This window comes from Mycobacterium sp. ML4 (assembly GCF_054515735.1).
Genome location: NZ_JBTNSY010000010.1, coordinates 152,643 through 172,181 on the forward strand (window position 1 = coordinate 152,643; position 19,539 = coordinate 172,181).

Sequence of the window (19,539 nt, forward strand, 5' to 3'; positions counted from 1 at the left end):
ATTCCTTCATTTACGAGTGCGCCGACACGAACGCGCGTCACGACAAGCGCTCCAACTGCTCCCGAACGACCTTCTCCAACCGCGCCGACTCATCAAACGCTGCAAGCAGTTCCGCCTTCAGTCGCGCGATCTTCTCGTCGATCGGTTCACCGTCGCCTGCGACTGCTGCCGCGCCGACATACCGACCAGGCGTCAGCGCATAGTCCGCGTCCTTGATCTCTGCCAGCGTCACCGACTTGCAGAACCCCGGAACATCTTCGTAGGTAATGCCTTTCGCGGCAGCCGACGAGGATCCACGCCAGGCGTGGTAGGTGTCACCGATCCGCACAATGTCGTCGTCACTGAGCGCCCGCTCGGCTCGGTCCACCATGTAGCCCAGTTCACGGGCATCGATGAACAGCACGTGACCTGATCGATCGACCGAACCGTGCTTGCCCGCAGCCTTGTCCTTCGCAAAGAACCACAGACACACAGGAATTCCCGTACTACGGAACAGCTGGGTCGGCAGCGCGATCATGCAGGACACCAGGTCGGCTTCCACGATCTGCGCACGAATTTCGCCCTCCCCGTTGGAGTTCGACGACATCGAGCCGTTGGCCATCACCACCCCAGCCTTGCCACCGGGCTTGAGCTTGGACAGGATGTGCTGGATCCAGGCGTAGTTCGCGTTGTTGGCCGGCGGCACGCCGAACCGCCAGCGCGGGTCTTCCTCGTTGCGCGCCCAGTCCTTGATATTGAAGGGCGGATTGGCCATCACGTAGTCCATCTGGACATCGGCATGCTGATCGCGCGCGAAGGTGTCTCCCCACCGGCTGCTGAGCCCGCTGTGGTCGATGCCGTGGATGGCCAGGTTCATCTTGGCCATCCGCCAGGTTTCCTCGATGCTCTCCTGGCCGTAGATGACGATGTTCTTTGGATCACCGTTATGGTCGGCAATGAACTTCTCGGTCTGCACGAACATGCCGCCCGACCCGCAGCACGGGTCGTATACCCGGCCCGTGGTGGGTTCCAGCACCTCGACGATCACCTTCACCACGCTGGGCGGGGTGAAGAACTCGCCGCCCCGCTTGCCTTCCGCGCGAGCGAAATTACCAAGGAAATATTCGTAGACCTCCCCCATCAGATCGCGCGCCTTGTGCTCGCCCTGCCGACTGAAGCGTGCGCTATTGAACAGGTCGATCAGCTCCCCCAGGCGCCGCTGGTCAACATTGTCGCGGTTGTACAACCGCGGCAGCGTGCCGGCCAGCGTCGGGTTGGCCTTCATCACGGCATCCATCGCCTCGTCGATAAGCTGGCCGATGTTCTTGCCGTGATCGCCGTCGACCGCGGGCTTACCTTTGGCGTTCTCCGCCAAGAACTTCCATCGCGCGGTCGGAGGCACCACGAACACGTTGTAACCGTGGTACTCCTCAGGGTCATCGATCAGTTCCTCGATCTGATCGTCGTCCATACCATCGGCGACAAGCTCGGCACGAATTGCCTCACGGCGCTCATCGAACGAATCCGAGACGTATTTCAGGAACACCAGACCCAGGATCACGTCCTTGTACTGGTTGGCCGACAGCGACCCGCGCAGCTTGTCCGCGGCCTTCCAGAGCGTGTCCTTAAGCTCCTTCATGGTCGACGGTGCTTGCGGCTCCTGCTTTTTCCGGGGCGGCATCGCGTGCGTCCTTCCTATTTCCTGCCCCGGGTGAACCCCGGCGCACTGTGTTCCACATCGAGCGTCAGGGCGCCGGCGGCGACCCCGTTGATCATTGCCGTCGTCAACTCGCGCACAGCGGCCACCCGACGGCTCGCCTGCTGTTCGTATTCATGAGCCTCGGCCAGCGCGGCCTCGAGACGCTCAGCTTCGGCGCGTGGCAGCACCGGAACCGTCCATGTCTGCCATTCGCTTCCGGGATATGCGGTTTGGTTGATGAGCGCGGCGAGCACCAACGGGCCGACCTCCGCCGACTCGGACAACCGCAGGATCCGGGCTGGGCAGGCCACCATCGCCCCACCCTCCCGGTCCACCCAGGCCCTCGGCCGCGGCTTCGCCACGAAGATCACATCACCTGGCTCGGTACGCGTGGCACGCGGGTACTTCGCCTCGGCGTCAAGAGGATCGAGGGTAAGCGTCCCAACCACTTCCTCCGGCAGCACCCGCACCGTTCCCTCCGGTGACCCGTGACTGACGTCGATGCGTCGCCCCCGCTTGAGGACCAGTCGCTTGGCGGACTGCAGCTCGTCCAAGGAGCGGTGGGCAAGGTGAATACGCCCGGGCGCCGACGTGACCAGCACGTCCAACATCGGCAGCGGTGTCGTCGTCACCAACGTTGCCCGGTGCACTCGGTCCACATGTTCTGCTTCATCATGCCCGCGCAGGCGCACTGCTCGAACTCCCCTGGGCACCACAGCCGCTCCGGCGAGCACGCTCGACAGCTGGGTCCGCCGTGCGTAGCGGAAGGCACGGTCCTCCGTCTGCGCCAACGCGCCGGCGACGTCGGCGGCGACATCTGTTAACTCGATGTGCTCGACGGCGCCGAGTTCGGCAACCCAGGGCCGCTGCGCTTGAGCACCGCCGACGCAGACCCACACCGCCAAGCTCTGTCGGTGCGCCTCGCGCCATAGCCCCCGCGGGAGCCGGACCGCAGCAACAAGATTGCCCACACGGAGCGCCCCCGCGCGGCGGTGCTGCAACGGCCCGGCAAGCTCATCGGAGAGCGCGGCGGCGGAGCCGATGAGAATCGCCACATCCCCCGGCGGCAGTTCCAGAACGGCATCGTCCACACCGTCGAGGGTGTCAGCAATATCAAGACCGACCAGGGAGATGACTGAAACGCATTTGAATACAGCGGTTTCCCGGACATGGATGCCACGTATGACCGCGCGGCGCCGGAGGGCTCGATCGATCGCCACGACATCGAGCTCGCACGCCTCCGCCACATCGAGCGCCACCGGCGAACCCTCGGCCCGCAGCACCACCCGGTCGTCTTCGAGATAGACAGCAGCGGCTTCAACCATGCAGCGCAACAGTTTTACCGCGTCGTCGGTGAGTTCGCGCAGTTGCTCGCGGCGCTTGAGTCGTCCGGCCTCGAGACGCTGCAGCGCGTCGGCCGGGCCGTGCGACGCTTCGACCAGATCGTCGACGTAGGCGAGCACGTCATTGGACACCCGCAGCTCGCGGATCTCTCTGGCCAACAGGCTGTCCTGGGGATCGAACTCATCTGCCGACCGCACCAAGTCCGGGTGCGCCCTGCCGGTGAGCTCTTGTCCGGTGAGCGTGTACCAGCACAGCAGAGTGACCACATCTTCGAGTTCCGCATCGTCTGGCGTCGCAACCCCGGGGGCGTCGTAGTCGTATTCGGAGTTGTTGCCGCGACCAGTGCGGGTCAGCCAATCCACAACATCGTCACGGGAGAAGCGCGCAACACCGTCGACGGTCGCCACCGGAGCCGGGAACGGTATCGACACACCGCGAACCATTGGCCGCTTTCGCCACATACTGACCACAGGCCGCTGTACCTTGGCTAGGTCAGCGACGTCCTGCAGCGTCAGCGTGATCACGGGTATCCTCTCGGCTCCTCCCCAAGGTAAGCCTCGATAGTTCATTTTCCAACTGCCATGACTGATAAGCGGGCTTATCAGTAATCACCGTTGACCAAAGATCTACGGTGATGGATTCTTCGGACACACCGCTTCCGCACCCCCGCGGCAGCACAACTCTCCAGAGGAAGCCATGCAAAACAAGCAGCCCCAAGCTCACTTCGACGACACCCTGACCGGCGTCGTAATCGAAGGACTCACCGTGCGGGACAAGGATGTTGCCCGCGAGGCTCAGCGCTGGACGGCCGGCGAAAGGGGTCCGATAGTGGACGATCCGAACACTCTCGCGGCGGCCGATCTGTCCGATTTCATCACCGAAGCAGTCAAGATCGGCGCGCACGCACTGTCCGTAACCGGCCAGGCTCAGGAGTCGCGCATCCTCGAGCAGATGCTGAAGGAAGTCGGCGACAAGGCAGCAGACTCCACAACCAAGGTGATCGAGATCACCGAACGGGCAGTGAAGTCAGCATCCGAAGTCGTGGCGAAGGCCGCCACCGATGCCAAGAAGGCCATCAGCGAGGCCGACGCCGCCAGCCGCAAAGAGTTCACCGACTCGGTCTCAACGGCCAAGACTGACCTCACCTCCGAGTTGCGTCGCATCTTCGCGGGCGAGAACCCCGAGTTGCTGGAACGACTGCAGCCCGTGCTCGACAAGTTCGGTGCCGACCTCGACGCCAAGGCGAGAACCGGCACCAGCGAACTGCTGGCCAAGGCCGCGAAGCAATTCGACCCCAGCGACCCCACCTCGCCGATAGCCAAACACGCCGCGGAACTCGATGCCCGCCAGCAGAAGCTGACCGAACAGATCGATAAGAACCACGTCGACGTGGTCAAGAAGGTTGACGAATTGATGACCTCACTAAAGGTTCAGGAAGCCAGGGCCAGGTTGGCCAAGGTGACGCCGATCAAGGGCGACACATTCGAAAATCAGGTCAACGCTGTGCTTTCGGAGGTCGCCACGGGCCTCGGTGACGATTTCACGGACACCCGTGCCATTGTCGGCGCAGTGCCCCGCTCGAAGAAGGGCGACGCATTGCTGACCATCGATGGCGGTGCGGCCCGCGTAGTGATCGAAATGACGGACTCGGCCCGTGCGGGTTGGACCGCGTACTTTGACGAGGCCGAGCGTAACCGCCTTGCCGCGGCGGCGCTCGGCCTCGTGCGGACCGCCGAGCAGAACGGAGGCCGGTCCATCAGGGTGATCGGTCCCCGTCGTATCGTGCTTGCCTTCGATCCGGGATCAGACGACCCGGAACTGGTGCGCACCGTCGTCATGCTGCTGCGCACGGCCGCACTGGCAGCGACCACCCGTAGGGGCGCACACCAGATCGCCACCGCCGAAGAGAAAATTACCCAAGCCATCGCGCAGCTCAATACGCTTGATGACGTGAAGAAGGCCGCCTGTTCAATTCAGAAAAGTGCTACGAAGATCGAAACCTCCTGCACTGGAATCACTTCCGGAATCCAGCGAGTGTTGACCGACGCACTGTCCGCCCTCACCGACGCAAAGGGCGACGCCGAGGCCGATGCGGCGGAAGATCAGCAATCAGGTGCGGTGGCCTAGCGCGTCGATGGCACGCGGCGCACCCGGACGCCGAGCATGAAGGGCCCGGCTGCCGCGGCATGAATATCTACCTCCTCACGCTACGACCGGTACTCAATGAACGTCGCCATACCGGCTTCCAGGTGATATATGTTGTGGCAGTGGGCGATCCAGCGACCCGGTTGTCGGTGTCGAAGTCCACCTGGCGCCTGGCGAAGCACACCCTGGTTGCGATGGTCAGGACCCCGGACGCGAACAGCGCCTAACAAACCCGCTTGGTGTCGCCACCAGACCGCCGCCGCCGGATGTCTGGGACTAACGAGGGATCACCCGCCGGCGCCACCGGCACCACCAAGGCCGCCGGAGCCGCCCAATTGACCCAGGTTTGCGGAGCCGGCCTGACCGGGGCCGCCCGCCCCGCCCGGCCCGTTCTTGCCGCTTCCGCCGCCGCCGCCCTTGGCACCGCTGCTGCCGCTGCCGCCGTTGCCGGGGCTGTTGCCGACACCTGCGCCGGCGTTGCCGCCATTCCCGCCACCACCGCCGGTACCGCCGAGGCCGCCATCACCACCGGTGCCGCCGGTGCTGTTGCCGCCTGCCCCGCCGGCACCACCCTGGCTGGAACCGCCGCCGGCGCCGCCGTGGGAGTCGGTCAAGCCGCCAGTGCCACCGGTGCCGCCACTGCCTCCAGTACCGCCCGCGCCGCCCTTCCCGCCGTTTCCGCTAATACCCGTGGCGTCGCCGCCCACACCTCCGGCGCCGCCCAGAGCGCCGGTACCGCCGTTGCCGCCGTTGCTGCCGAATCCGCCGGTGCCGCCGGTGCCACCGTTGCCACCGATCCCGGCGCTGCCGCCGGCGCCGCCGGCCCCGCCATCGCCGGTGCCGCTGTTGTTTCCGCCGGCACCGCCTGCGCCACCGGCGCCGGAATTGCCGCCACTGCCGCCGGCGCCGTTGATGGTGTTGCCGCCGTTACCACCGTTACCGCCGTTGGCACCGTTTCCGCCCGACCCGCCGATGCCCCCGGTGCCGCTGCCGGTGGCGTGGCCGCCGGCGCCCCCGGCACTGCCCGCGCCGCCGGAACCGCCCGCGCCACCGACGACGGAGCCGAGGCTGTAGCCGCCGTTGCCGCCGGTCCCGCCGTTGGCGCCGGCCCCGCCGTTCCCGCCGTTGCCGATGCCGTGGCCGGTGCCACCGGCCCCGGCGCCTCCGGCCACGCCGCCCGTCCCGCCGCTGCCGCCCGGAAACCCGGCGATGGTGGCATGACCGCCGTTGCCGCCGTTGCCGCCGGCCCCCGCGTTGCCACCCTGGCCGCCGGTGCCGCCGCCGGTGCTGGCGTTACCGCCGGCGCCGGCTGTGCCGCCGCCACCGCCGCCACCGCCATTGCCGCCGTTACCGAGTCCGTCGGAGATGCCGCCGTTGCCGCCGTTGCCCCCGGCGCCGCCGCTGCCGCCGCTGCCACCATTGCCGCTGGTACCGAGGGCATGGCCGCCCGCACCACCGGCACCGCCAAGACCACCTGCGGCACCGGCGGCACCCGGGTTGGAGTTCCCGATGCCGCCACTGCCGGCATCGCCGCCGGTGCCGCCGTTACCACCGGTTCCGCCGCTGCCGCCGTTGCCACCGTTACCGGTGCCGGTGTTGTCGCCACCTGCACCGCCTGCGCCGCCCCCACCGGCTGCGCCCGCCGCGCCTCCCGCCCCATTGACGACACTGCCGCCGTGGCCGCCCGTCCCGCCGCTACCACCGTTACCACCGTTACCACCGTTACCGGCGGCACCGCTGCCGCTGGCAGCGCCGCCGGCGCCGCCAGCGCTTCCTGCCGCGCCCGCACCCCCGGTATTTCCGGCGACAGCACCCCGGCTATTGCCGGCATTACCGCCGGAACCGCCGACCCCCCCGGCGCCACCGTTGCCGCCGGCACCGTCGCCATCGCCGGCACCACCGCCGCCCGCCACGCCCGCCGCGCCACCATCGCCGCCACTCCCACCGGACCAACCGGCGAAGCTGGCGCTGCCGCCATCGCCGCCGTTGCCGCCGGCACCCGCAGCGCCACCTTGGCCGCCGTCACCGCCGCCAGCACCGCCGGCACCTCCGGCACCGGCCTTTCCTCCATCGCCGCCGTCGCCGGCGGCCCCGCCGTCGCCTCCGGTGCTGCCCAAGCCGCCGCCGGCCCCACCGTTGCCGCCGTTGCCACCGGCGCCGGAAGCGCCGCCTTGGCCCCCGTTGCCGCCACCGACACCGCCAGCACCGCCCTGGCCTGCGGTCCCACCGTTGCCGCCCGCGCCGCCCGCCCCGCCAGGTCTGGTAAATATGCCGACGCCGTTGCCTCCGTTGCCCCCGTTGCCTCCGGCGCCGGAAGCACCACCCTGGCCACCGGTACCGCCACCGACACCGCCGATGCCCGCTCCGCCGACCCCACCCGCTCCGCCGTTACCGCCGTTGCCGCCATTGCCGCCGTTGGTGTTGTTACCGCCGTTGGCGCCGGCGTCGCCGGTACCGCCGGCACCACCTTTGCCGCCGTCACCGCCGGTGCCGTTCTTGCCGATTAGTCCGCCATCGGTGCCCGCACCGCCCATACCGGCGGTGCCACCGGTACCGCCGGTTGCACCGTTGGCGCCGTCGCCGCCATTGTTGCCGGTGTTGTTGCCACCGAAACCGCCGACACCGCCGGCACCCCCCTTGCCGCCGGTACCGCCGTCGCCACCGTTGCTACCCAGGCCGTCGCCGGCACCGCCGGCACCGCCTTGACCTCCGGTCCCACCTTGGCCGCCTGGCGTACCGTTCGACGGGGAGCCGGCGTTGGTCCCGTTGGCACCGTTGAAGCCCTGCCCGCCGGTGCCGCCGGTACCGCCTTTGCCGCCGGTGCCGAGGGAGCCGGCGCCGCCGCCGTCCGTCCCGATCCCGGCCGCACCGGCCGAACCACCAGTACCACCGATGCCTCCGCTACCACCTAGACCGCTGGCGCCGGTGTTGTTACCGCCGGTCCCACCCTGACCGCCCTGACCGCCGACGCCGCCCCGGCCGCCGGCACCGCCGTGCGTCACGCCGTTGCCCGCGCCGCCGTCACCACCGGTCCCACCATCGCCACCCTGACCGCCCTGATCGCCCCCGGTGGGCGCGGCCGAGCTGGTGCCGGATTTCCCCTCACCGCCGTGACCACCGGTGCCGCCGGTACCGCCCACCCCGCCCGTCCCGATGTCGCCTGTCGTTCCCCCGTCGGTGCCGGATCCGCCCAACCCGGCATTGCCGCCGACACCGCCCTGCCCGCCCTTCGCGCCGTTACCGCCGGTGAATCCGATGTTGTCGCCGCCGGTCCCGCCGGTGCCGCCCTGACCGCCGACGCCGCCCTGGCCGCCGGCGCCGCCGTGCGTCACGCCGTTGCCCGCACCGCCGACGCCGCCGGTGCCGCCGGCACCACCCTTGCCGCCCAGGTCGCCCGCGGTGGGCGTGGCTGAGCTGAAGCCGGATTTCCCTTCACCGCCCTGACCACCGGTGCCGCCGGTACCCCCCACCCCGCCCGTCCCGATGTCGCCTGTCGTTCCCCCGTCGGTACCGGATCCGCCCAACCCGGCATTGCCGCCGACGCCGCCCTGCCCGCCCTTCGCGCCGCTACCGCCGCTGAATCCGATGTTGTCGCCACCGGTCCCGCCGTTGCCGCCCTGACCGCCGACGCCGCCTCGGCCGCCGTCACCACCACCGACGCCGCCGATACCCGCACCGCCGACGCCGCCAGTGCCGCCGGCACCACCCTTGCCACCCAGGTCGCCCGCGGTGGGTGCAAGGGAGCTGGTGCCCGGCGCGCCTTGCCCACCTTGACCACCCCGGCCGCCGACACCACCCTGCCCGCCGACGCCGTTGGCGGCCGCCGCGCCGCCGGCGATACCGGCCTGTCCTCCGGCACCGCCCCGGCCGCCCTTGCCTCCGTCACCGCTGCTGAAAAGACCTGCGGCGTCAGAGCCACCTCCACCGGCACCACCGGCACCACCGCCACCACCGTTGCCGCCGTTACCGCCGAACCCGCCGCCGCTGCCACCGGTACCACCGGCACCGCCCTGATAGCCGTCGACGCCCGCGAGCCCGGTTCCCGCGGCGGCATTGGGTACGGCCGAGGCCGCTCCACCCTGCCCACCGGTTCCCCCGGATCCGGCGAGGCCGGGGTTGCCCGCATGACCACCGAAACCCCCGGCTGGACCGGCAAGGCCGGGCGCGCCGCCCGTGCCACCGGTACCGCCGGCGCCACCGTTTCCACCACCGACCACGCCGGAACCGCCGTCCCCACCGGTACCCCCGGTACCGCCGTTACCGCCGTTGCCACCGCTCCCGCCAAATCCGCCGGTCAGCGCCGCCCCGCCGGCACCGCCCTGGCCGCCATGCCCACCGGTGACACCGATGCTTCCGTCGGCGCCAGTGCCGGCACCGGCGGAGCCGGCCTGGGTGCCGTTGCCGCCATTACCGCCGAGGCCGCCAGTGCCCCCGGTGCCCTCGCCTCCCGTCTGGCCACCGGGAGCAAAGAGTCGTCCAGCCCCCCCGGCGCCGCCGTGGCCCGCGGCCCCTCCGGTGCCGCCGGTACCGCCGGTACCCGGGGTCACTCCGTCGCCGCCGGCACCACCGGTGCCGCCGACGCCGCCGACCCCTCCGTGACCACCGCTCCCGCCTTGGCCGCAAAGTAGTCCGGCCTGGCCACCCGCGCCGCCGGTGCCGCCGGCACCACCGGTGAAGCCGATACCGCCTTGGGTGTTGGCGGCGCCGTTCACACCGATCCCGCCTTGGCCTCCCATGCCGCCGGCACCGCCGATCCCGCCGCCGGTGAGCCATCCGCCGGCGCCGCCGGCGCCGCCCGCCCCGCCGGCAAAACCGACACCAGCGGGGTTACTGGCGCCGGGACCACCATCGCCGCCCGCCCCGCCGTTACCCCACAGCAAACCCGCCGCGCCACCGGCGCCACCGGACGCGCCGCTGGCGCCGACACCGGTTCCACCGGCCCCACCAGTCCCGCCGATCCCAAACAGCCCCGCGGCCCCACCTGCTCCACCAGCGTGACCAGCCGCACCTGCGGCGCCGTTACCACCATTGCCGACCAACAACCCGCCGGCCCCGCCGGCGCCGCCCGGTATGGTCGCGTTGGCACCATTGCCGATCAGCGGACGACCCAGCAAAACCAAGGTAGGCGCATTCACCGCCGCGAGCACGCCCTCCTCCAATGCCTGCAGCGGTCCCACATTCGCCGCCTCCGCACCTGTGTACGCGCCTCCCGCAACGCTGAAGGTGCGCACAAATTGGTCACGTACCGTCTCGGCCTGCGCAGCCATTACCTGATAGTCGTTCGCGTACCGGCCGAACAACGCTGCCAGAGCCAACGACACCTCGTCCTGCGCCGCCGGGATCACACCAATGGTCGCCGGTGCCGCTGCGGCGGTGCCTGCACTCAACCCCAACCCTATTGCGTTGAGGTCAGCCGCAGCGGCCGACAGCATTTCCGGTGTGACGAGTACGAACGACATAGTTCCCTCTCGCAAAGAGTGCGCTGTGCGGATCGCTCAGCATCCCGGTTGACGGACTGAGCGCTGCTGGGTCGGCGGATCGTATCAAGACGCAATTCGTCGTGTGCGGAATCAGAAAAGGAGGAAGACGCTCGACGGTCGCAGCGAATTCCGGTGAGACCATACGCCCCGTCAACGATGGGACGACGTCGGCGCACCGATGAATTCGAGGCCAACCGGACCCTGCCCCCAAACGAATGTGCTTGAATCCTTCAATTCGTCTCGACGTCTGCCGAGATTTCATCTTCGGCAACTGTCAGCGATGTCCTTACCGGCGGAAGCGGCGTGGGCCCGCGATGAACACCAGGAGCTTGTGCCATGAACATCCAGATACTGCCGCCTGAGATCGCCTCGACGCAGATCTTCAGCGGCATGGGGCCGGCACCGCTACTGTCGGCCGCGGCGGGTTGGAACAGCCTGGCCAGCGAATTGGGTTCGGCGGCAAAGTCGTTCGAATCGGTGACCACCGAGCTTGTGGCCGGGCCCTGGCAGGGTTCAGCAGCATCCGCGATGACGGCATCGGCCACACCGTATCTGGCGTGGCTGAGCGCGGCCAGCGCACAAGCCGACAATGCTGCGGCCCTGGCCCGGACGGCGGCCAGTGCGTTCGAGGCGGCGCAGGCAGCGATGGTTCACCCGGTGGCGATCGCCGCCAATCGCAACCAGCTGGTCTCGCTGGTGATGTCCAACTTGTTCGGGTTCAACGCGCCCGCCATCGCCGCCGCCGAGGCCGAATACGAGTTGATGTGGGCTCAGGACATCGCCGCGATGTTGGGCTATCACGGTGAGGCTTCGGCAATCGCATCGGCGTTGGCGCCGTTTGCCCAGCCGCTGACCAACCTCGCCGGCCTGCCGGCTCAGGCGGCCGGTGCGTTGGCGGCCGCCGTGAATCCGGCGCCGGTCGGGCCGCTGCCTGCGCTGGCGGTCGGCCTGCCGGAGATAACCATCCCGCCGATCAACGTTCCCCGCTTCCTGCTGCCGACGCTCAACATTCTGAACTTGACCGTGGGGAACTTCTCGTTGCCCCAGATCACCATTCCACAGATATCCACGGGCAACTTCACCGTGCCGCCACTATCGATATCCGCTACGGCCAGTTCGTTGACGATTCCGTCGTTCACGTTCCCCGCGTTCTCGATACCGGGGGTGACCCTGGGCGGCTTCTCCACCCCGCAGCTGGCCACGGCACCTCTGGTCCTGCCCTCGCTTCGCATTCCCGCCACCGGATTCTGGATTCCCTTCGGCGGCAGCAACATCCCCGGCAATCCGGGTCAGCTCACGAGCCATAACCCGTCTCTGAACTACGCCAGCATCGTGCTGTCGGGTGTACCGAACATCCTGGTCAATTCGGGGATATTGGGCATCACCATCGATCTCGGAATTCCGTCCACGATCTACATGAATTGGGCTGTTCAAGTATTGGGACCCACAGCCACCCCCGGTATCTACGTCGGAGACTTCAACCTGGCCACCGGGCAATTCACCTCAGGTACCGGGTTCGTCCTGCCGCCCATCAAAGTCTCAGGCTTCACCATCCCCGATATCTCGATCCCCGCCTGGCAGACCCCGGACATCACCCTGACCAGTCCCGGTCTGACCCTGAATACCGGGTCGATCGACGTCACGGGATTGAGCGTCGGTCCGGTGACCATTCCTCCGATCGGCATCTCGGACTTCCAGGTGCCCAACATCGGTGTCGGCCGCATCGACGTCGGCGCCTTCACCACCCCGGGCCCTATCACCGGCACCGGGTCCCTGGACATCGGCCTGCTCAACCTGATCCCCCGTATCCATATCGACTGGACGAACCCATTCGAGGGCCTGATCCACCCCGGCCCCGCCGGCCCCTACTTCGGCCCGCTGGAGACACCGCAGATCACCGTCTCCATCGACACGCCGCAGATCACGATCCCTCCTGTCGCCATCCCTCCGTTCAACCTCAACGCCTTATCGGTGCCGCCGATCAGCGTGTCCCCGTTCGGCCTGGGTCAGATATCGGTACCCGGCATCCAGATCAACGGGGTCAACGTCGGCGCGATCAGCGTCCCGAACGTCACCGTCACTCCACAATTGCCCAACATCTCGGTGGGCCCGTTCAGCACTCCGACGATCAAGACGGGCGCCTTCGCCCTGCCCACCATCAGCGTCCCGACCATCACCACTCCGGCGATATCGATCTACAATCCCGCCAATCCGGTGAACACGTTCGGGCTGGACCTCAACACCTGGGCATACGTCGACCTGACCGGGTCGAGGATCTCGATCGTCCCCAACCCCTTCAACACCCGGGTGCACTTCGGAATCCCCGCGACCCAGATCCCGCCTTTGACACTGGTCAACGGCGCCAACCCGCTGAACCCGTTCAGCTTTGTGTTCAACGGCAACCTGGGCGCGTTGAGCTTGCCGCCGATCTCGGTCGACGCTTTCAACCTGGCGCTCAACGGCCCGGCGGTGCAGCTGACCGACATCCTGGTCAACCCCATCAACCTGGGCCCTATCACCCTTCCCACACTCAACGTGCCACCCATCACCGTCGGCGGGCTGGCCGGCTTCAACCTGCCGCAGCTGGACATCGGCGGCATCCAGGTCGGCGGCTTCAGCACCCCAGACCCCGTCGTCATCCCCCCCATCACCCTCACTCAAACCATCCTGCCGAGCTTCACATTGGTCCCTGCCATCCCACTGTGAACTGCCGGGCCTGAGCTGTCAGAGCACTTTCAGCCCTGAGCGCGGGGGGCGGGTGCACGGCTTCGGTCAATCGAACCACCCGCTTCACGACACAACGTCTCGCAGTCCAGCCGTGTGCCCGAATTCAAGAACACATCCGCAGAGAGGTGTTCATCGGAATCTGCGGAGGAAGACACGAACCCGGCTCGATCAGAAGTGCTGATCGTCGCCTGAAACCGGACGCCGGAGTTCCCGCCGCCGGATACGACGACTCTTGCACTCAAGACCGATACCGGATGAACGTCGCCATACCGGCTTCCAGGTGATATGTGTTGTGGCAGTGAGTGATCCATCGACCCGGGTTGTCGGTGTCGAAGTCCACCTCCACGGTTTGCATGGGCGGCACCAGCACGGTGTCCTTGCGGGCCCGCGGCGTACCGTCGCCAGCCTGCACCTCGAACGTGTGCCCGTGCAGGTGAATGGGGTGGTACATCATCGACTCGTTGATCAGTCGCAACCGGACCCGGTGCCCGGCGGTCACGTCCAACGGGTTGTTCGGCGGGTCGTACCGCCGGCCGTTGATGGGCCAGCTGTACCCGTCGACCGGACCGGACAGACGCAGCTCGAGCACCTGCTGGGGTGCCATGGCCGGTAGCGTTACCTCCGGCGCCGGCTTCAGTGACGCGGTGTCGAGCACGGCTTGGCCGCGCACCGTCGCGACGAAGTTGTCGACGTCAACGGCCGGAAGCCTGCCGTTGACTCGCATGTTCAGCAGGGCATAGCCGTCCTTCATCTCCGGCACCGCGACGATGGGTGCCGGCGACTGGCCGACGGTGATGATGGCGTCGAATCGCTCGCCCATGCCGAGAATCACCGCGTCGGACTGTTGCGGGATCACCGGGTAACCGTCGGTGTGCGTCAGCGTGAGAGCGGTGCCGGGAACCGCCACCCGGAATGCGGTATCACCGCCGGCATTGATCACCCGTAACCGAATACGTTGTCCAGGGCGGTAATTGACGGCTTGAGCGTCCTTGGGCAGCTTGCCGTTCAGGATGAAGTAGCGATAGGTGACGTCCCCGCCGTCCGCACCGATCGGCGTGGTGGGGCTGACCCCCCCACCGGGCTTCATCGCCATCGGCTTCATGCCGTTCTTCTGCAGGTTCGCGAAGACCTCGTCGGGATTGGTGCCGGTGCCGTCGATCCAGTCGTCGAGCACGATCACCAGTTCGTCGTCGTAGTCGGCCTTTGCGGCAGGGTCTTCGATGATCAGCGGCGCGTACAGGCCACGGTCGGTTTGCACGCCGACGTGCGAATGCGCCCAGTACGTTCCCGCATCGGGAACGGTGAATTCGTAGTGGAACCCTTGACCCGGTGTGACGGCGGGCTGCGTCAGGACCGGGACGCCGTCCATGGAGTTGGGTATGGCCAGACCGTGCCAGTGCACGGTGGTGTCGTGGGGCAGCCTGTTGGTCAGCCGCGCGCTGAACCGCTGCCCCTTGCGGAGTCGGATTTCCTTGCCCGGCAACTGGTTTCCCCACACCCAGGTTCGGACGACCACGCCCCCGAGGTCGATGTCCGCCGGCTGGGCCGTGAGGTCGATCTTGAGGGTACCGCCGGAGCCGGAGGCGGGGTGTGAACAGGCTGCCAGCAGGGTCGCGGCCAATCCGGCGGAACCGAGCGCGCCGGCCCGCATGAACTCACGTCGATCAAGCATGCGGGAACAGTCGCACACCATCTGCCGGTGCCGTGACCGGTTCGGGCGACTCGCCGCCCGCGACAGACTCGTCACCGGATATCAGCAGCGGAAGCAAGGCGTCCCGCGCCGCCGCCAGCTTCTCTGATTCGGCCCGGCTTCGCTCGCACACTTCACCCAGGGTCGCAATCGAGCGCGCGGATTCGGCGCTCAACCTGCGCACGTCCGGCACCCCGGTACCGAGCAACTCGTGCGGCCGGATCCGTTGGCGGCTTCCCGTCATGCCCTCGACCATCTGTTGGATGGGGGACAAGACCCGCCGCTGCCGCAATGCCGTCCACAACACCGACGTGTCGACGCCGATCGGCCGCAGCACGACGAATTCACTACTTGCCAGAGCTTTTTCCGAGGGAAGACACACGACATTCCAGATCCGCGGGATTCTCGGATTCAACCGCGAGAACAACACGCACGGCTGCGTCAACAGATATTTGGCGCTCTTGATGGTCAGGGCATCGACCAGCACGGGCCGCACGCCGGTATCGAATGCCGGGAGACTGTAATGGGCTACGGCGCCCCGGATGCCACGCGGATCGATCGAGGTCGTCGACCGCTCGGCCAGATTCGACAGCGCTGTGTCGTGCTCCACCTCCTCGACCAGAGCGGTGATCAGGGCTTCGGCGCCGGCGATGACGCGGTCGTTGGCGGCGATCTTGTCGTCGAACGCACCGAGGAGTTCGCCGATCGGTCGCCGCCGCGGGGCGGATGCAGCACTGAACCGCACGCTTCGAAGAGTGCTCTGGTTGAGCGACGGTTGACCGGATCCGGCGCGAAAGCGGTTGAGCCCGCAGCACTTCAGGGCGTAGAACCAATACCGGGTTTCTTCAGGATTCCTCGCGCGGCCGATGAGCGCATTGTCGGTTACCCATACGTCGCCTTCGCAGTAATGCACGGTGCCGCAGTAGGAGCCGACCCGCCCGATCACGATCAGTGGGCCGCGTGCGTTACGTTGAGCCGTACATCCGATAGCCCCGTTGGCACCGTAGATGGGATGGCAACCCGCGGTCCCCCGGACCGGCGGGGTAGCTCCGGCGGCGAAGTCCAGGTGGTCGCCCAGCAAGACTGATTCGGTCACCAGCCTGCCCGCTTGCCGATGCTCCGCAATTCGCTGGCCAGGTCACCTCGGCGTGAGACGCTGACGCCGCCCAACCCCAGCCATGACGCCATCTGTGACAGCTCATCGGCCAGCGCCGCGGCAACCCTGGGCCGTTGTCGGTCGGACTCACCGAATGCGCCCACCACCAGCAGGGTATCCGCGCCGCGATCGGCCTTGAGGTCCACCCGCGCCACGAGCTCACCGTCGAGCAGAAACGGCCACACGTAATAGCCGTAGCGCCGTCTGGCGGCTGGGGTGTAGATCTCGATGCGGTAACGAAAATTGAAGATGCGCTCCACCCGGGGCCGGAAGAAGATCAGCGGGTCAAAGGGACAGAGCAGCGCAGTGCCGCGGTCCAGGCGCGGCACGGTCCTCCCGGCCCGCCGGTAGGCGGGGGCGGTCCAGCCCTCGACGCTGACCTGCTCGATCTCACGGGAGGCCACCAGGTCAGCGACGGCAGGTTTGACCTGCCGCGCGGACAGCCGAAAGTAGTCGCGAATGTCAGCCTCGGTGCCGACGCCCAGTGCGGTGGCCGCGCGCAGCGTCAGCTCCCGGACGGCGGCGTCGTCGTCGACCTGCCGGGCCAGCACCCGCGCCGGCAGCACGCGTTCCACCAGGTCATAGTGCCTGGCGAAACCCACCCTGGTAGCGGTGGTCAATACCCCGGAGGCGAACAGCGCCTCGCACACCCATTTGGTGTCGCTGCGGTTCCACCAGGCGCCCTTGGCTGTGCGGGGCGCGGCTTCCAGGTGCGCCTCGATCTGTCCGGCAGTGCTGGGTCCGAGTTCGCCGACGGCGGCCACGATGTCGTCGGCCAGCTGCGGGTTGGCCTTGACAATGTGGGTACCCCAGCGGCCGTGCCGGTACTGGCGCATCCGCCAACGCAGCAGCGGCCAGTCGTCCACGGCCATCAGCGCGGCTTCGTGGACCCAGTATTCGGCCAACAGGCGCGATTTCGGTGGCCCCCACGCCGCGTTGTCCAGCATGTCGCGGTCGTAGGGTCCCAACCTGCTGAATACCGGGGCGTAGTGGGCACGCACCGCCACCGAGACGGAGTCAAGCTGCAACACCTGGATCCGCGAGATCAGCCGCCGCAGGTGGGCACGGTTGACGTCGCCGACCGGCCTGGGCTCGCTAAAGCCTTGCGCCGCAACGGCGATCCGCCGGGCCTGCGCGGCAGTCAGCCTGGCGTTGCGGACCGACACGGCGCCGAGACTACCGGTCCACGCGGGTCAGCCGCGCGACCGGCGCGGGTTAGGCGGTTCTGACATTGCGTTCCCCCGTCCCGTTGGTTGCCGACTGGTTGCGTTGTTCGTATGCGGACTCGAGTGCGGCCGGCACCGGTTCGAGGTCGCGGTAGACGTTCATCAGCTGCTCCAGCACGTTGATTCGTTGCTGTGTCGCCTCGTCCACTGCACGGCGGGCCTGCTCACGGTAGTGATCTGCCTCCTGCTTCGCATCGGCGAGCAGCTGGTCACGCTCCCGCTGAGCCTGCTGCCAGGCTTCCCCGATTTCCGATTCGGCGTCCGCGCGCATGTTTGCAAGCTCCGACTCCTGCTTTGCCTTGGTCTCCTCGTACTCGGCTTGCAGGGCTCTCAACCGCTCAGCCATCTCGGCCAACTGCTCCTTCGACTTCTGCTGCTGCGCTTCGATGTCGGCCTCCGCCGCCGCGATCAGCGCGTCCGCCTCCGCACGCGCCTCGGCTTGCATCTGCGAGACCTCTTCGACCGCTCGCCTGAGCATTGTGGCCATCCGCTGTTGCATCGCGTGTGGCGAAGTCGACGTGTCGGTCAACAAGGCCACCTCTTTGCGAAGCGCGGCCACCTCGTCACCGGAATCCCGCAAGCGGGCCCGCAGGCTCTCGACGTCATCGCGTAGCAGTCGTTGTTTGGTGGTCAGCACCTCGATGTGCGCGTCCACCGCGGCCTGGTCGTAGCCCATGAACTTGCGCGAAAATGTTTTTGCGGGCTCGGTTACCACTGTCAATCCCCTTCCAGAAATGCCTGATACCCGTTGCGACCGCCCCCAAGCCGAGTATGTCAGCTGTATCGGTCGCGCTGGCGGCACCGATCACGGACGAAAGTAGCTGTGAAATCGATAGCGCAACCCCGCGCGGCTGACCTGCCACTCCCCCGTCTCACCCTGCCACGTCTCGTCGAGCACCGGGGCCAGCGCGTCCTCGTCGTCGCGCGGTAGGTCGATATCGACCTCGGTGACCTCGCACCTACTGGCCTGCGGTAGCGCCAGCGCGTAGATTTGCCCGCCGCCGATTACCCAGGCCCGTGGTTCGGTAAGAGCCTGGTCGAGCGAGCCGACCACCTCCGCACCATCAGCCCGGAAGCCGGCCTGGCGGCTCAGCACCACGTTTCGCCGGCCCGGCAGCGGCCGGAACCTCGGCGGCAGCGATTCCCAGGTGAGCCGGCCCATCACCACCGTGTGGCCCATGGTGATCTTCTTGAAGCGCGCGAGATCCTCCGGCACTCGCCACGGGATATCGCCTCCGCGCCCGATCACACCAGATGTCGACTGAGCCCAGACCAGGCCGACCGTCATACGGCTACGGGCGCTTTGATCGCAGGGTGCGGGTCGTAGTTCTGGACGTCTATGTCCTCGTAGGTGTAGTCGAAGATCGAATCTCGTTGCGCCAGCCAAAGTTTCGGGTAGGGACGGGGTTCTCTGGCGAGTTGCAGCCGAACCTGCTCGACGTGGTTGTCGTAGATGTGGCAGTCGCCGCCGGTCCAGATGAACTCGCCGACCGCGAGACCGGCTTGTGCCGCCATCATGTGGGTGAGCAGCGCGTAGCTGGCGATGTTGAACGGCACGCCGAGGAACAGGTCGGCACTGCGCTGATACAGCTGGCAGCTCAGCCGTCCGTCGGCGACATAAAACTGGAAGAACGCATGACACGGCGGCAGCGCCATCTGTGGGATCTCGCCGACATTCCATGCCGAGACGATGATGCGTCGGCTGTCCGGGTCTTTTCGCATCAGGTCGAGCGCGGCGCTGATCTGGTCGATATGCTCCCCGCTCGGCGTGGGCCACGATCGCCACTGCACGCCATAGATAGGGCCGAGATCACCTGTCTCGCTTGCCCATTCGTCCCAGATCGTGACGCCGTGCTCGTGCAACCAGTCGACATTGGAGTCGCCGCGCAGAAACCACAGCAGCTCATAGACGACCGACTTCAGATGCACCTTCTTGGTGGTGATCAGCGGGAAACCGGCCGATAGGTCGTACCTGATCTGGCGGCCGAACAGGCTCCGTGTCCCGGTGCCGGTGCGGTCGGATTTGGCGGTACCCGTGTTGAGCACCAGACGCAGTAGGTCCTCATACGGCGTCGCTATCGGCACTCGGTTAG

The 19,539-nt window shown here is 67.5% G+C and carries 11 protein-coding genes and 1 pseudogene; 2 read left to right on the forward strand and 10 right to left on the reverse strand.

The window, feature by feature from the left end:
- Window positions 1-37 precede the first annotated feature (37 nt).
- Window positions 38-1,660 (reverse strand): class I SAM-dependent DNA methyltransferase, encoded by a 1,623-nt coding sequence (locus ACX9NE_RS13700; protein WP_459362016.1) that lies wholly within the window; start codon window positions 1,658-1,660, stop codon window positions 38-40.
- Between the two features lie 14 nt (window positions 1,661-1,674).
- Window positions 1,675-3,453 carry a hypothetical protein gene (locus tag ACX9NE_RS13705; RefSeq protein WP_459362015.1) on the reverse strand — a complete coding sequence of 593 codons (1,779 nt, stop codon included), beginning with the start codon at window positions 3,451-3,453 and terminating at the stop codon, window positions 1,675-1,677.
- Window positions 3,454-3,850: 397 nt separating this feature from the next.
- On the opposite strand from ACX9NE_RS13705, the gene ACX9NE_RS13710 reads away from it, so the two are divergent.
- Entirely contained in the window at window positions 3,851-5,149 is a 1,299-nt protein-coding gene (locus ACX9NE_RS13710) for a Fis family transcriptional regulator (RefSeq protein WP_459362014.1), read from the forward strand.
- Between the two features lie 80 nt (window positions 5,150-5,229).
- Here the strand turns inward: ACX9NE_RS13710 and ACX9NE_RS13715 are convergent.
- Window positions 5,230-5,333: pseudogene (locus tag ACX9NE_RS13715) on the reverse strand (multicopper oxidase domain-containing protein); the annotation flags it as partial.
- A gap of 121 nt (window positions 5,334-5,454) precedes the next feature.
- Window positions 5,455-10,626: a PE family protein gene (locus ACX9NE_RS13720; RefSeq protein WP_459362013.1), complete on the reverse strand. Its 5,172-nt coding sequence runs from the start codon at window positions 10,624-10,626 to the stop codon at window positions 5,455-5,457.
- Window positions 10,627-10,983: 357 nt separating this feature from the next.
- On the opposite strand from ACX9NE_RS13720, the gene ACX9NE_RS13725 reads away from it, so the two are divergent.
- Window positions 10,984-13,353 (forward strand): PPE family protein, encoded by a 2,370-nt coding sequence (locus ACX9NE_RS13725; RefSeq protein WP_459362012.1) that lies wholly within the window; start codon window positions 10,984-10,986, stop codon window positions 13,351-13,353.
- 259 nt (window positions 13,354-13,612) lie between these two features.
- Here ACX9NE_RS13725 and ACX9NE_RS13730 read toward each other — a convergent pair whose 3' ends face one another.
- The 6 genes from ACX9NE_RS13730 to ACX9NE_RS13755 all read right to left on the reverse strand — a co-directional run bounded on the left by ACX9NE_RS13730 (window position 13,613) and on the right by ACX9NE_RS13755 (window position 19,531).
- A complete protein-coding gene (locus tag ACX9NE_RS13730) occupies window positions 13,613-15,067 on the reverse strand; it encodes a multicopper oxidase family protein (protein ID WP_459362149.1) in 1,455 nt (484 codons plus the stop codon).
- A complete protein-coding gene (locus ACX9NE_RS13735) occupies window positions 15,039-16,160 on the reverse strand; it encodes a restriction endonuclease subunit S (RefSeq protein WP_459362011.1) in 1,122 nt (373 codons plus the stop codon). The genes ACX9NE_RS13730 and ACX9NE_RS13735 overlap by 29 nt, the downstream gene beginning before the upstream one ends.
- A complete protein-coding gene (locus ACX9NE_RS13740) occupies window positions 16,157-17,386 on the reverse strand; it encodes a winged helix-turn-helix domain-containing protein (protein ID WP_459362010.1) in 1,230 nt (409 codons plus the stop codon). Before ACX9NE_RS13740 ends, ACX9NE_RS13735 begins: the two co-directional genes overlap by 4 nt.
- Window positions 17,387-17,435: 49 nt before the next feature.
- A complete protein-coding gene (locus tag ACX9NE_RS13745; RefSeq protein ID WP_459362009.1) occupies window positions 17,436-18,161 on the reverse strand; it encodes a cell division protein DivIVA in 726 nt (241 codons plus the stop codon).
- Between the two features lie 90 nt (window positions 18,162-18,251).
- Complete coding sequence (locus ACX9NE_RS13750; protein WP_459362008.1) at window positions 18,252-18,734, reverse strand: dihydrofolate reductase; 483 nt, start codon at window positions 18,732-18,734, stop codon at window positions 18,252-18,254.
- Window positions 18,731-19,531: a thymidylate synthase gene (locus tag ACX9NE_RS13755; RefSeq protein WP_459362007.1), complete on the reverse strand. Its 801-nt coding sequence runs from the start codon at window positions 19,529-19,531 to the stop codon at window positions 18,731-18,733. Before ACX9NE_RS13755 ends, ACX9NE_RS13750 begins: the two co-directional genes overlap by 4 nt.
- Window positions 19,532-19,539: the final 8 nt, after the last annotated feature.